Source organism: Burkholderia sp. Bp9012, assembly GCF_003853825.1.
Classification (GTDB): domain Bacteria; phylum Pseudomonadota; class Gammaproteobacteria; order Burkholderiales; family Burkholderiaceae; genus Burkholderia; species Burkholderia diffusa.
The window spans coordinates 17,618-30,767 of the sequence record NZ_QTQA01000004.1; the positions used below are offsets into that span (position 1 = coordinate 17,618).

Below are 13,150 nucleotides of genomic sequence, written 5' to 3' on the forward strand. Positions count from 1 at the left end.
TCTTCATGCGCACTTTCCTTTCCTTCGGCCGCACGCTTGCGCTGGCCGCCGCCGTGCTGGCGCCCGCCGCACACGCGAATAACGTGATCATCCTCAATTCGGCCGAGGCGACGCTTTCCCTGATCGACCAGCAGACCCGCGAAGTCGTTTCCACGCTGCCGACCGGCAAGGAACCGCACCATCTGATGGCGACGCCGGACAATTCGTCGCTGATCGTCGCGAATTCGGTCTCGAACAGCCTGATGTTCCTCGATCCGAAGACGGGCAAGCTGCAGCGCACCGTCGAGGGGATCGACGATCCGTACCAGCTCGGCTTCTCGCCCGACCGCAAGTGGTTCGCGGCGGCGGGGTTGCGGCTCGACCGCGTCGACATCTACAGCTACGACGGCCACGACGTGCATCTCGCGAAGCGCGTGCCGCTCGCGGTGATGCCGAGCCACCTCGCATTCACGAAGGACAGCAAGACGCTGCTCGTGTCGCTGCAGGTGTCCGGCGAGATCGCGGCGATCGATCTGCCGACGCAGACGGTCAAGTGGAAGATGAAGGTCGGCAAGGTGCCGGCGGGCCTGTGGCTCACGCCGGACGACAAGTTCCTGCTGGTCGGAATGACCGGCGCGGATTACGTCGCGGTGGTCGACTGGCGCAACCAGAAGGTCGTCAAGCAGATCCATACGGGCAACGGCGCGCACAACTTCCGCTCGCTTGCCGACGGCACGCACGTCGCGGTCACGAACCGGGTCGCGAACACGATCAGCATCATCGACGAGAACACGCTCACCAACGTCGGCGACATCACCGGCCTGCTGCCGGGGCCGGACGACATGGAATTGTCCGCCGACAAGAAGACGCTGTGGGTGACGTTCCGTTTCGCGAAGAAGGTCGGTATCATCGATCTCGCATCGCGCAAGCTGGTGCAGACGATCGCCGTCGGCCGTTCGCCGCACGGGATCTACTTCTACGACCGCGCGCCGTGGAAGGCTGCGAACGGCGCGTGACGGGCGGAGGCGAGCGATGCTGCACCTGATCGATGCGTTCGTGTCGGACATCCAGACCTGGCTGTACGTCGATGTCGTGCAGCCGCTCCTCTTCAAGTTCAACCTGATGGGCTATGACGAGGACACCTACGACGCGCTGTACTGGGTGATCATCGGCGCGCTGCAGATGGTGCTGATGTTCGCGCTGCTGCGCCCGCTCGAGGCGCTGCTGCCGGTCGAGCGCTGGCAGAACCGCCGCGCGGTGCGGGTCGACGTGATCTATACGGCGATCTCGAAGCTCGGCATCTATACGCTGTTCTTCTTCTTCGCGCTGCAGCCGGTGTTCGACAGCTTCCAGGCATGGCTGCGCCTGCACGGCGTCGCGAACGTCAACCTCGACTATCTGTGGCCGGGCGTGACCTCGCGGCCGATCGTCGCGTTCGCGATCTACCTCGTCGTGCTCGACTTCGCCGGCTACTGGTATCACCGCTGGCAGCACAAGTTCGGCATCTGGTGGGAACTGCACGCGGTACATCACAGCCAGCGGCAGATGTCGCTGTGGTGCGACGACCGCAACCACCTGCTCGACAACGTGATCCAGTCGTGCTTCTTCGCGGCGATCGCGCTCGTGATCGGCGTGACGCCGTCGCAGTTCGTCGTGTTGACCGCCGTCACGAACTTCATGCAGAGCATCCAGCATACGAATGCGCGGCTGTCGTTCGGCTGGCTCGGCGAGCGCCTGCTCGTGAGCCCGACCTTCCACCGGCGCCACCACGCGGTCGGCTACGGCCACGAAGGCACCAAGTACGGGTGCAACTTCGGCGTGCTGTTCCCGTGGTGGGACATGATGTTCGGCACCGCGTCGTGGAACCGCACGGTCGAGCCGACCGGCATCCGCGAGCAGGTCGAAGGCGTGTCCTACGGCGACGGCTTCTGGGCGCAGCACGGCCTCGCGTTCGTGCGCATCTTCCGGCGCCTCGTTCCCGCGAAGCGTGGCGCGGCGTCGGCCTGACCCCGTCGCTTTCCCGTTGAACGGCTCTCCTGCACGGCCCGCATGCGCTTTGGCGCATGCGGGCCGTGTGGTTTATCCTTTCCCCGTTTTTCATCGTCGATACAGGTTCGCATGAACGACTTGCTGCGCTCCTTCGTCCGGGCCTTCGTCAGCGCGCTGCACCCGCGCATGCTGTGGCTCACCCTGATGCCGTTCGTCGTCTCGGCGCTGCTGTGGGGCGTCGTGCTGTGGTTCTCGTGGCAGACGCTGATCGATGCCGCGCGCGGTGCGCTCGACGGCTTCGTGCTCACGGCCGTGCTGTACCGCATGTTCGACGCGGTCGGGATGTCGCAGCTGCATGCGGTCGTCGCGCCGTTCGTCGTCGTCTCGCTCGCGATTCCGCTGATCGTGCTGACCGTGCTGCTGCTGATCGCGACGATCTCGATGCCGGTCGTGATCAAGCACCTGTCGAACCGGCAGTTCGCTACGCTCGAGGCGAAGCGGGGCGGCACGTTCTTCGGCAGCGTGTTCAATTCGCTCGGCGCGGCCGTCGTCGGCGTCGTGCTGCTGGTCGTCACGATCCCGCTGTGGCTGATTCCGCCGTTCTTCGCGCTGCTGCCGCCGGTGATCTGGGGCTGGCTGACCTACCGCGTGATGACCTACGACGCGCTCGCGCAGCACGCGAGCCGCGACGAGCGCCGTGCGCTGGTGCGGCAGCATCGTTGGCCGCTGATCGGCATCGGCGTCGCGACGGGGCTGCTCGGTACCGTGCCCACCTTCGTGTGGGTGTCGTCGGTCTGGATGATGGTGCTGTTTCCGTTCGTGGCGGCGGCAATGATCTGGGTTTACGCTTTCATCCTCGTCTTCTCGGCGCTGTGGTTCGGGCACTATTGCCTGCGCGCGCTGGACGACCTGCGCGCGAGTTCGCGCGCCACCGCAATCGACATGGGGCAGGCATGAGCATCGGCATCATCATCATCGGCGACGAAATCCTTTCGGGCCGCCGGCAGGACAAGCACCTGACCAAGGTCATCGAGCTGCTCGGCGCGCGCGGCCTCGCGCTCGACTGGGCCGAATACGTCGGCGACGATCCGGCGCGGATCACCGCCACGCTCGCTCGCGCGATCGCGTCCGGCGACATCGTGTTCTCCACGGGCGGGATCGGCGCGACGCCGGACGACCACACGCGCCAGTGCGCGGCCGCCGCGCTCGGCGTGCCGCTCGAGCTGCACCCGGAAGCAAAGGCGCTGATCTCGGAGCGAATCCGCGAGACGCACACCGATCCGGCCAGGCCAGTCGATTTCGAATCGCCGGAAAACCAGCATCGCTTCAACATGGGCGTGTTCCCGGCGGGCGCGACGATCATCCCGAACGGCTACAACCGGATTCCCGGGTTCTCGGTCGGCGATCTCCATTTCGTGCCGGGCTTCCCGGTGATGGCGTGGCCGATGATCGAATGGGTGCTCGACACGAAGTACGGGCATCTCCATCACGCGACGCCGCACGCGGAGCGCTCGCTGTACGTGTTCGAGCTGCCGGAATCGACGCTCACGCCGCTGATGGAGAGGATCGAGCGCGATTTTCCGGGCGTGCGCGTGTTCAGCCTGCCAAGCGTGGGCGACGCCGAGCGCGGCGGGATCTACGCGCGCCGGCATATCGATCTCGGCGTGAAGGGCGAGCCGGAGGCGGTCGCGGCCGCGTTCGTGAAGCTGCGCGAAGGCGTGCACCTGCTCGGTGGCGACGTGGTCGAGCCGGACGTGCCGCGCGCCTGAGGGCCGCGCATCGGTTACCGATGCGGGCCGCGGAGAGGCCGCGCAAAAACCACGGGCCGCGCAACGCGGCCCGTCATCGGGATGTCATCGCCCGCCTCGACGATGTCGCAATCGGGCGTGCTTCGGCGGATGCGCCGTCAGGCGCCGATCCACGGCAGTTTCCGGAAGCACCAGCCGTCGACCGTCTTGCGGTGGCCTTCCGCATCCTTGCCGCCCTCGAAGCCTTCGAGCAGATCGAAGGCCTTCGTGAACCCGGCCTGCGTCGACGCGACCGCGGCGAGCTTCGAGCGCGCGGCGCTGCGGCACAGGAACAGGATGGGCGTATCGGCCGGGAGGGCCGCTTTCAGCTGATCGACGAATTCGGCGTTCGGCACGCCGCCCGGGTAGCGCGTCCATTCGAGGTGCAGGTACTGGCCGTCGCCGACGAGCGGGCGGCCGATCCAGTCGAGCTCGGCGCGGGTGCGCACGTCGACGAGGCGTGCCGACGGGTCGAGCTGCAGCAGTTCGAAAGCCTCGACCGGCAGCAGTGCGCCGGCATAGGGGAGCGCGCCCTGGGCGCGGCGTTCTTCGGCCTTCGCGTAAAGCTGGTCGAGCGTACTCATGGCAGGAGGTCTCCGTATCGGTCAAACAATCATTCTAGCGCGGTGCCGCCGCGCGGATGTCCGCTTGTCCGGCAGGGTATGCACCGCCCACGTGTTCACCAAAAAAGTGCAGAATGGCACGCATGCACCAGAATGATTCCATGGCATCGGCGTGCTTCGCCATTTGCACCATGGAGGTGCGGTCAGGCGATCGCCGATGCGGCGCCCGGCCCCGGAATCGCGCAGCTGGGCCCTGCCGTGGCGCGGGCTGGCGCGATTCATGTCGCTTCTGTGCATGGCTGGCACGGTTGCTGCTATATAGAATTCGGTCGACCCGGGGCGCGCTGCGCCAAAGCCAGACTCCGGGCAGCTCGATAAACGAGGCGGTTCCCAGTCCGCCGGAATTGTTCAATCAGGAGAAGAGGTTATGAGTAAAACCGTCGCCGACGTCATGCAGCTCGTGAAGGACGAGGACGTCAAGTTCGTCGATTTCCGCTTCACGGATACGCGCGGCAAGGAACAGCACGTGTCGGTGCCGGTTTCGGCGTTTGACGAAGACAAGTTCGAAAGCGGTCATGCATTCGACGGCTCGTCGATCGCCGGCTGGAAGGGCATCGAGGCGTCGGACATGCTGCTCATGCCGGACCCGAGCGCTGCGTTCATCGACCCGTTCTACGAAGAGTCGACCCTCGTGCTGACCTGCGACGTGGTCGAGCCGGCCGACGGCAAGGGCTACGAGCGCGATCCGCGTTCGCTCGCGAAGCGCGGCGAAGCGTACCTGAAGAGCACGGGCATCGGCGACACGGCCTACTTCGGTCCGGAACCGGAATTCTTCATTTTCGACTCGGTCCAGTGGAACACGGACATGTCGGGCTGCTTCGTGAAGATCAACTCGGAAGAAGCACCGTGGTCGGCAGGCAAGGAATTCGAAGGCGGCAACACGGGCCACCGTCCGGGCACGAAGGGCGGCTACTTCCCGGTCGCGCCGGTCGACACGTTCCAGGACATGCGTTCGGAAATGTGCCTGCTGCTCGAACAGCTCGGCATCCCGGTCGAAGTGCACCACCACGAAGTGGCGGGCCAGGGCCAGAACGAAATCGGCACGAAGTTCTCGACGCTGGTGCAGCGCGCGGACTGGACGCAATGGTCGAAGTACATCATCCATAACGTCGCGCACTCGTACGGCAAGACGGCGACGTTCATGCCGAAGCCGGTCGTCGGCGACAACGGTTCGGGCATGCACGTTCACCAGTCGATCTGGAAGGACGGCCAGAACCTGTTCGCGGGCAACGGCTATGCCGGCCTGTCGGAACTGGCGCTGTTCTACATCGGCGGCATCATCAAGCACGCCCGTGCACTGAACGCGATCACGAACCCGACGACGAACTCGTACAAGCGTCTGGTCCCGCACTTCGAAGCACCGGTCAAGCTCGCTTACTCGGCGCGTAACCGTTCGGCATCGATCCGCATTCCGCACGTGTCGAACCCGAAGGGCCGCCGTATCGAAACGCGCTTCCCGGATCCGATGGCGAACCCGTACCTGTGCTTCACGGCACTGATGATGGCCGGCCTCGACGGGATCCAGAACAAGATCCACCCGGGCGAAGCCGCGGACAAGAACCTGTACGACCTGCCGCCGGAAGAGGATGCAAAGATCCCGACCGTCTGCGCAGGCCTCGACCAGGCACTGGAAGCGCTCGACAAGGATCGCGAGTTCCTGACGCGCGGTGGCGTGTTCACCGACGGCATGATCGATGCATACCTCGCGCTGAAGGAGCAGGAGCTGGCGAAGTTCCGCATGACGACGCATCCGATCGAGTTCGAGATGTACTACTCGCTGTAATCGGCGATGGCGCTTCGATTCAGCGCCGTCATGCCGGTTCGTTCCCGTCGCGCGGCTTGCGGCGGGAACCGCGGAGTCTGAAAGGGGACGGCGTCCAGCCGTCCCTTTTTTGTTCCGAGCATTTCCATTTTTCGACCCGGTGAGGCGCGACGACACGCACGATGGCTCTGAAGAATCTGATCAAGGCGAAGACGGGGCAGCCCGAGCGACTGACGGAAGACGAGCGGCTCACGCGCTCGGGCCTGCTTGCGGGGCTGGAAGCGCTGCCGACGGTCGTGATCGTGCTCGACCGCAAGACGCTGCGGGTCGCGTACGCGAACCCATCCGCGGAGGCGATGCTCGACATCTCGCGCCGGCAGCTCGCGCAGCGGCCGTGGGGCGAGATTTTCCCGAACGCGAACGAGCTCGCGTCGACGATCACCGCGATCGGCGAGGAGCGCTTTCACGCGACGCATCTCGATACCGTGCTCGATCGGCCCGGCCGAGAACCGCTGCACGTGCATGCGATCGTCGGCTTCCTCGAGACCGCGCCCGATTTCGTACTCGTCGAGCTGTTCGAGAACGAACGGCAGTCGCGCACCGATCGCGAGGAACGCATCCACGACCTGACCGCGGTCAACAAGCAACTGATCCGCAACCTCGCGCATGAAATCAAGAACCCGCTCGGCGGCATTCGCGGCGCAGCCCAGCTGCTCGAATTCGAACTGAGCGAGCGCGAGCGCGGCGAGTTGCGCGAATACACGCAGGTGATCATCAAGGAGTCCGACCGCCTGCAGACGCTCGTCGACCGGTTGCTGGAGCCGCATCGGCATCCGCACATCGTCGGCGACGTCAACATTCATGAAGTGTGCGAACGCGTGCGCGCGGTGATGCTCGCGGAATTTCCGCGCGGGCTCTCCATCGAGCGCGATTACGACGTGAGCGTGCCGGACCTGCGCGGCGACAAGGAGCAGTTGATCCAGGCGCTGCTGAACATCGTGCGCAACGCCGCGCAGGCGCTGCGCGAACGGATCGCGCAGGGCGACGCGAAGATCGAGCTGCGCACGCGCGTCGCGCGCAAGGTGACGATCGCGAAGCGCCTGTACAAGCTGGCACTGGACTTGCACGTGGTCGACAACGGGCCCGGCATTCCGGAGGAGATCCGCGACCGGATCTTCTACCCGCTCGTGTCCGGGCGCGACGACGGCAGCGGCCTCGGTCTCACGCTCGCGCAGACCTTCGTGCAGCAGCACGACGGGATGATCGAGGTCGAGAGCCGGCCCGGCCGTACCGAATTTCAGATCCTGCTGCCGCTCGATCACTGAGCGACGGCATGGCGATTCACCGGATTCACCCATACCTGACCGACCTATGAAGCCGATCTGGATAGTAGACGACGACCAATCGATCCGCTGGGTGCTCGAAAAGGCACTCGCTCGCGACAGCTTCGCGACGAAGAGCTTCGCGAACGTGCGCGACGCGCTGGCCGCGCTCGACCACGAGACGCCGCAGGTGCTCGTGTCCGACATCCGGATGCCGGGCGGCTCCGGCCTCGAGTTGTTGCAGGCGATGCACGAGCGCTTGCCGGGCCTGCCCGTCATCATCATGACGGCGTTCTCCGATCTCGACAGCGCCGTCGCGGCGTTCCAGGGCGGCGCGTTCGAATATCTCGCGAAGCCGTTCGACGTCGACAAGGCCGTCGAGCTGATTCGCCGCGCGGTCGAGGAGAGCCTGCGCGGCGGTGCGCCGCAGGACGAGCGCATCGCCGAGGCGCCCGAGATGCTCGGCCAGGCACCCGCGATGCAGGACATGTTTCGCGCGATCGGCCGCCTGTCGCATTCGGCCGCGACCGTGCTGATCACCGGCGAATCGGGCACCGGCAAGGAACTCGTCGCGCGGGCGCTGCACCGTCACAGCCCGCGGGCGAACGGCCCGTTCATCGCGCTGAACACCGCGGCGATTCCGAAGGATCTGCTGGAGTCCGAACTGTTCGGCCACGAGCGCGGCGCGTTCACCGGCGCGCAGACGACGCGCCAGGGCCGCTTCGAGCAGGCCGAGAACGGCACGCTGTTCCTCGACGAAATCGGCGACATGCCGTTCGATCTGCAGACTCGCCTGTTGCGCGTGCTGTCGGATGGCCAGTTCTATCGCGTCGGCGGCCACAACCCGCTGCGCGCGAACGTGCGCGTGATCGCCGCGACGCATCAGAATCTGGAGGCGCGCGTGCGGCAGGGGCTGTTCCGCGAGGACCTTTACCACCGGCTCAACGTGATTCGGCTGCGGCTGCCGCCGCTGCGCGAACGCAGCGAGGACATCGCGCTCCTCACGCGCCACTTCCTGCAGAAGAGTGCACGCGATCTCGGCGTCGAGCCGAAGCGCGTGTCGGACGAAGCGCTCGCGTATCTGACGTCGTTGCCGTTTCCCGGCAATGTGCGGCAGCTCGAGAACCTCGCGAACTGGCTGACCGTGATGGCGCCGGCGCAGACGGTCGAGATCAAGGACTTGCCGCCCGACCTCGTGCCGGCAGGCGCAACGGTGACCGCGATGGCCGATGGCGCGGATGCGCCCGGCGGTATGAGCGGCGGCGTTGCGGGCGACGCGGCGCGCGCGCAGCTGGCGGCGGGTGGCGTGCCGTTGACGGCGGCGCCCGTCGCGGCCGCGCCGAACGGTGCGCCGGCCGGCTATCCGATGTGGGAAAGCGGGCTGCGCACCGAAGTCGCGCGGCTGCTGCGCGAGAATTCGTCCGACGTGATGGACGAGCTCGCGCGCCGCTTCGAAGCGGCCGTGATTCGCGAGGCGCTCGACTTCACGCGCGGCCGCAAGGTCGAGGCGGCGGAGCGGCTCGGCATCGGCCGCAACACCATCACGCGCAAGATCCAGGAACTGCATCTGGAGCCGTAAGCCTCTATCGCGGCATGCGCGGGTGTCGCGCATGCCGCGATCGGACATAATCGCGGTTTGCCGTCAGGTGCGTTCCGTCATGTCCGATTCCTTCCGCTGGCCCGCCGGGGCCGATCCCTTCCGTTTTCTCGAAGCGCTCGACAGCAAGCGCGCCCGCGCGTGGGTCGACGAGCAGAACGCGCGCACGCGTATCGCGCTGCGCGACGACGATGCGTATCGCGCGCTCACCGCGCGGCTCGCGCAAGCGTATCTGCCGCGCGAACGCCCGGTGATTCCGACCCGCTGGCGCGACTGGGCGTACGACCTGTGGCAGGACGATCTCCATCCGAAGGGACTGTGGCGCCGCGCGCGCTGGGACGACTGGCGCGCCGGCCGGCCCGAGTGGGAAACGCTCCTCGACGTCGACGCGCTCGGCGCGCAAGAGGGCGAGTCGTGGGTGTTCGAGCAGGACGCAATCCTGTATCCCGACGGTGACCGCGCGCTGCTGTCGCTGTCGCCGGGCGGTGCCGACGCCGTCGTCGTGCGCGAGTTCGATCTCGTGCAGCGTCGTTTCGTCGACGGCGGTTTCACGATCGACGAGCCGGGGCATCACACGGTCGGCTGGATCGACCGCGATACCGTCTACGTGAGCTGGGATCGCGGCGAAGCGCATGCGACCGCGGCCGGCTATCCGTACGAAGCGCGCCGCTGGGTACGCGGCACGCCGCTCGCCGATGCGCCGGTCGTGTTTCGCGGCGAACCCGACGACATCAGCGCCGGCGCGTGGTTCGACCCGATCGATGGCCGTCACGTCGCGTGGCGCAACGTGGATTTCTTCGACGCACACGCGTACTGGCTGACCGACGCGGGCGAGTGGGTGCGCTACGACGTGCCGACGCATGTCGAGGTCGGCTTCTGGGAAGGCTGGCTCGTGCTGGAGCCGCGGCTCGACTGGGACTGCGGCGGCGTGCATCACGCGGGCGGCTCGCTGCTCGCGATCCGCGAGCAGGCGTTCCTGGCAGGGTCGCGCGAGCTCACGACGCTGTTCGCGCCGCGGCCGTCGACGTCCGCCTGCACGTGGACGCACACGCGCACGATGCTGATCGCGAGCTGGCTCGACGACGTGCACAACCGCACGATGCTGTGGCAGCCGCGCCAGGGCGAGGACGGCGCATGGACGTGGGACGCGCGGCCGTTCGACTGGCCGGGCGATGCGCAGATCGACGTCGAGCCGGTCGAGTCGACGCTGAACGACGACGTGTACGTGGACGTCGATACCTATCTCGATCCGCCCGAATGCTGGCTCGCCGACCTGGCCGATCGCGCGGCCGATGCGCCGTCGCGCCGCGTGCTGCTCGATCGGCCGCCGGTGCGGTTCGATGCGGCCGGGCTCGTCGTGCGTCGCGCGAATGCCCGTTCGCGCGACGGCACGATGGTGCCGTACACGCTGATCGGGCCGCGTGACGCGCTCGATGCGCGCGATGCGACGGATTGCGCCGACGGCAGCGCCCGCGTCGCGCGCCCGTGCCTGCTGTCAGGCTATGGCGGCTTCGCGATTCCGAACCTGCCCGGCTACAGCGATGCACTCGGCATTGCGTGGCTCGAACGCGGCGGTGTCGCGGCGTTCGCGCACATCCGTGGTGGCGGCGAATTCGGGCCGGGCTGGCACGTCGACGCGCAGCGCGAACATCGGCAGCGCTCGTTCGACGACTTCATCGCGGTGGCCGAGGACCTGATCCGCACCGGCGTGACGACGGCCGCGCAACTCGGCATCGAGGGCGGCAGCAACGGCGGGCTGCTGGTGGGCGCCTGCATGGTGCAGCGTCCGGAACTGTTCGGCGCGGTGCTGTGCCGCGTGCCGCTGCTCGACATGCGGCGCTATCCGAAACTGCACGCGGGCGCCGCGTGGCTCGACGAGTATGGCGATCCGGACGATTCGCGCGAGGGTGCGGCGCTCGCCGCGTACTCGCCGTATCACCGCGTGCGCGAAGGTGTCGTGTATCCGCCGCTGCTGCTGACGACGTCGACGCGCGACGACCGTGTGCATCCGGCGCATGCGCGCAAGATGGCCGCGCGCATGCATGCGCTCGGCCACGAACGGGTGTGGTACTGGGAGAACACCGACGGCGGCCACGGCAGTGCCGACGATCTGGAGCGCGCCGAATCGGATGCGGCGGAGTTCGGTTTCCTATGGGCCCATCTCGGGCCCGCGCCCGCGCGCGGTTGAGCGCGCGCGTGAGAGTAGGCAAGGGGCTCAGCCGACGATCGCGACGACAGGTGTGTGGTCGGACGGCTGGTCCCACGTGCGCGGCACGCGGTCGACTTCGCACGACGTGCAGGTGGCGGCGAGCGCCGGCGACAGCAGGACGTGGTCGATGCGCAGCCCCGCGTTGCGGCGGAACGCGAACATCCGGTAGTCCCACCACGTGAAGGTCTTCTCCGGCTGTTCGAAACGGCGGAACGCATCGACGAAGCCGAGCTCGATCAGCTTCGCGAAGTGCGCGCGCTCCTGCGGCGACACGAGGTTCTGGCCTTCCCATTTCGCCGGGTCGTGCACGTCGCGGTCTTCGGGCGCGATGTTGTAGTCGCCGAGCAGCGCGAGCTTCGGGTAGCGCTGCATCTCGGTGGCCAGCCACGCATGCAGTGCGTCGAGCCACTGCATCTTGTAGACGAACTTGTCGGAGTCGGGCGCCTGGCCGTTCGGGAAATAGGCGGACACGATGCGCACACCGTCGACCGTCACGGCGATCACGCGCTGCTGCGGATCGTCGAAGCCGGGGATGTTGCGCACGACGTCCGATTCGTCGACGGCGAGCGTGTCGCGCACGAGGATCGCGACGCCGTTGTAGGTCCTCTGGCCCGCGAACCAGCTGCGGTAGCCGGCAGCCTCGAGATCGGCGCGCGGATACTTCTCGTCGGGCAGCTTCAGTTCCTGCAGGCACAGCACGTCGGTTCCGCTTTGCGCGAGCCAGTCGAGCACATGCTGCTTGCGGACGTTGAGCGAGTTGACGTTCCAGGTGGCGATTTTCATGAACGGGAATGCGTGCGGGGTGAATGCGAAGGCCGCCATCTTACCGCGAGCAAGGGGCGCGAACGCGCGCGACGCGCGGCGCGAAGCAGGGGCGATGCATCGCGTGATCGACGACCTGCAAAGAAATTGTGACAAAAGTGTTGACGTGAGTACTTCATCACCCTATAATTTATTTCTCTGACGCGGGGTGGAGCAGTCTGGCAGCTCGTCGGGCTCATAACCCGAAGGTCGTAGGTTCAAATCCTACCCCCGCAACCAAGCACACCAGACGATGTGCAGCGCAAGTGACCGATGCGCGCTTCGTCGACAGGAACCCGGCCTCGTGCCGGGTTTTTTGTTTTCAGCCCGCCGCCCACTCGACCGCCGCCTTCGCATGCAGCGCGGTCGTATCAAATACCGGCAGCGGCGAATCGTCTGCGCCGATCAGCAGCGTGATTTCCGTACAGCCGAGTATCACCGCCTGCGCGCCGCGTTTCGCCAGTTCGTCGATGATCGCTACGTAGGTCGCGCGCGACTCGGCATCGATGACGCCATGACACAGCTCGTCGTAGATGATCCGGTGCACGTCGCTACGCGCGGATTCGTCCGGCACCAGCACGTCGAGGCCGAATTTGTCGTGCAGACGCTCCGTATAGAACGGCAGTTCCATCGTGTAGCGCGTGCCGAGCAGCGCGACGCGCTCGACGCCCGCTGCTCGCAGTGCGGTGCCGGTCGGATCGGCGATGTGCAGGAATGGCAGCGCCACCGCAGCCTCGATCGCGTCGTGCACGCGGTGCATCGTGTTGGTCGTCAGCACGACGAGATCGGCGCCGGCCGCTTCGAGCCGGCGCGCGGCATCGGCCATCCGTTCACCGAGCGCGGCCCAGTCCTGCGCGCGCTGCAATGCTTCGATCTCCGCGAAATCCACCGTGACCAGCACGCTCATCGCATTGTGGTGGCCGCCGTGCAGCGCCTTCGAATGGCGATTGATCATCCGGTAGTACTCCGCCGACGATTCCCAGCTCATCCCGCCGATCAGTCCGATCGTCTTCATCCGTCACCCGTGCGTTTCTTGAACTGTGGCAGACGAGTATAGGGGGCGGTCCTTGCGCGCGGCGGT

11 protein-coding genes and 1 tRNA gene are annotated in these 13,150 nt (G+C 66.6%); 9 read left to right on the forward strand and 3 right to left on the reverse strand.

What is annotated here, in order from left to right; genetic code table 11:
* Positions 1 to 5 precede the first annotated feature (5 nt).
* The 4 genes from DIE11_RS06190 (at position 6) to DIE11_RS06205 (ending at position 3,737) form a co-directional block, all read left to right on the forward strand.
* Positions 6 to 995, forward strand: coding sequence for a beta-propeller fold lactonase family protein (locus tag DIE11_RS06190; protein ID WP_059608430.1), 990 nt, complete (start codon positions 6 to 8; stop codon positions 993 to 995).
* A gap of 16 nt (positions 996 to 1,011) precedes the next feature.
* Entirely contained in the window at positions 1,012 to 1,986 is a 975-nt protein-coding gene (locus DIE11_RS06195) for a sterol desaturase family protein (RefSeq protein WP_124622287.1), read from the forward strand.
* 111 nt (positions 1,987 to 2,097) lie between these two features.
* Positions 2,098 to 2,925, forward strand: coding sequence for an EI24 domain-containing protein (locus DIE11_RS06200; protein ID WP_124622289.1), 828 nt, complete (start codon positions 2,098 to 2,100; stop codon positions 2,923 to 2,925).
* Positions 2,922 to 3,737 carry a molybdopterin-binding protein gene (locus DIE11_RS06205; RefSeq protein WP_124622291.1) on the forward strand — a complete coding sequence of 272 codons (816 nt, stop codon included), beginning with the start codon at positions 2,922 to 2,924 and terminating at the stop codon, positions 3,735 to 3,737. The genes DIE11_RS06200 and DIE11_RS06205 overlap by 4 nt, the downstream gene beginning before the upstream one ends.
* Before the next feature lie 137 nt (positions 3,738 to 3,874).
* On the opposite strand, the gene DIE11_RS06210 is transcribed toward DIE11_RS06205, so the two are convergent.
* A complete protein-coding gene (locus tag DIE11_RS06210; RefSeq protein ID WP_124622293.1) occupies positions 3,875 to 4,339 on the reverse strand; it encodes a rhodanese-like domain-containing protein in 465 nt (154 codons plus the stop codon).
* A gap of 406 nt (positions 4,340 to 4,745) precedes the next feature.
* Here DIE11_RS06210 and glnA point away from each other — a divergent pair, with 406 nt between their 5' ends.
* From glnA to DIE11_RS06230, 4 genes are all read left to right on the forward strand, one after another.
* Positions 4,746 to 6,161, forward strand: a complete 1,416-nt coding sequence (glnA, locus tag DIE11_RS06215; RefSeq protein WP_059678739.1) for a type I glutamate--ammonia ligase — start codon at positions 4,746 to 4,748, stop codon at positions 6,159 to 6,161.
* A 161-nt stretch (positions 6,162 to 6,322) separates the two neighbouring features.
* Entirely contained in the window at positions 6,323 to 7,465 is a 1,143-nt protein-coding gene (gene glnL, locus DIE11_RS06220; protein ID WP_059608424.1) for a nitrogen regulation protein NR(II), read from the forward strand.
* A gap of 46 nt (positions 7,466 to 7,511) precedes the next feature.
* Complete coding sequence (gene ntrC / locus DIE11_RS06225) at positions 7,512 to 9,041, forward strand: nitrogen regulation protein NR(I) (RefSeq protein WP_124622295.1); 1,530 nt, start codon at positions 7,512 to 7,514, stop codon at positions 9,039 to 9,041.
* Between the two features lie 79 nt (positions 9,042 to 9,120).
* Positions 9,121 to 11,247 (forward strand): prolyl oligopeptidase family protein, encoded by a 2,127-nt coding sequence (locus DIE11_RS06230; protein ID WP_124622297.1) that lies wholly within the window; start codon positions 9,121 to 9,123, stop codon positions 11,245 to 11,247.
* Between the two features lie 27 nt (positions 11,248 to 11,274).
* Here the strand turns inward: DIE11_RS06230 and xth are convergent, their stop codons facing one another.
* Positions 11,275 to 12,051, reverse strand: coding sequence for an exodeoxyribonuclease III (xth, locus tag DIE11_RS06235; RefSeq protein WP_221622450.1), 777 nt, complete (start codon positions 12,049 to 12,051; stop codon positions 11,275 to 11,277).
* Positions 12,052 to 12,232: 181 nt separating this feature from the next.
* Here xth and DIE11_RS06240 point away from each other — a divergent pair.
* Positions 12,233 to 12,309: transfer RNA gene (locus DIE11_RS06240), tRNA-Met, on the forward strand.
* Positions 12,310 to 12,391: 82 nt separating this feature from the next.
* Here the strand turns inward: DIE11_RS06240 and DIE11_RS06245 are convergent.
* Positions 12,392 to 13,084 (reverse strand): aspartate/glutamate racemase family protein, encoded by a 693-nt coding sequence (locus tag DIE11_RS06245; RefSeq protein WP_124622301.1) that lies wholly within the window; start codon positions 13,082 to 13,084, stop codon positions 12,392 to 12,394.
* Between the last annotated feature and the right edge of the window lie 66 nt (positions 13,085 to 13,150).

Bases quoted from the DNA above. Each gene is read 5' to 3' on its own strand.
- DIE11_RS06190 (WP_059608430.1), top strand. From the start codon at position 6: ATGCGCACTTTCCTTTCCTTCGGCCGCACGCTTGCGCTGGCCGCCGCC.
- DIE11_RS06195 (WP_124622287.1), top strand. From the start codon at position 1,012: ATGCTGCACCTGATCGATGCGTTCGTGTCGGACATCCAGACCTGGCTG.
- DIE11_RS06200 (WP_124622289.1), top strand. From the start codon at position 2,098: ATGAACGACTTGCTGCGCTCCTTCGTCCGGGCCTTCGTCAGCGCGCTG.
- DIE11_RS06205 (WP_124622291.1), top strand. From the start codon at position 2,922: ATGAGCATCGGCATCATCATCATCGGCGACGAAATCCTTTCGGGCCGC.
- DIE11_RS06210 (WP_124622293.1), bottom strand. From the start codon at position 4,339: ATGAGTACGCTCGACCAGCTTTACGCGAAGGCCGAAGAACGCCGCGCC.
- glnA (WP_059678739.1), top strand. From the start codon at position 4,746: ATGAGTAAAACCGTCGCCGACGTCATGCAGCTCGTGAAGGACGAGGAC.
- glnL (WP_059608424.1), top strand. From the start codon at position 6,323: ATGGCTCTGAAGAATCTGATCAAGGCGAAGACGGGGCAGCCCGAGCGA.
- ntrC (WP_124622295.1), top strand. From the start codon at position 7,512: ATGAAGCCGATCTGGATAGTAGACGACGACCAATCGATCCGCTGGGTG.
- DIE11_RS06230 (WP_124622297.1), top strand. From the start codon at position 9,121: ATGTCCGATTCCTTCCGCTGGCCCGCCGGGGCCGATCCCTTCCGTTTT.
- xth (WP_221622450.1), bottom strand. From the start codon at position 12,051: ATGAAAATCGCCACCTGGAACGTCAACTCGCTCAACGTCCGCAAGCAG.
- DIE11_RS06245 (WP_124622301.1), bottom strand. From the start codon at position 13,084: ATGAAGACGATCGGACTGATCGGCGGGATGAGCTGGGAATCGTCGGCG.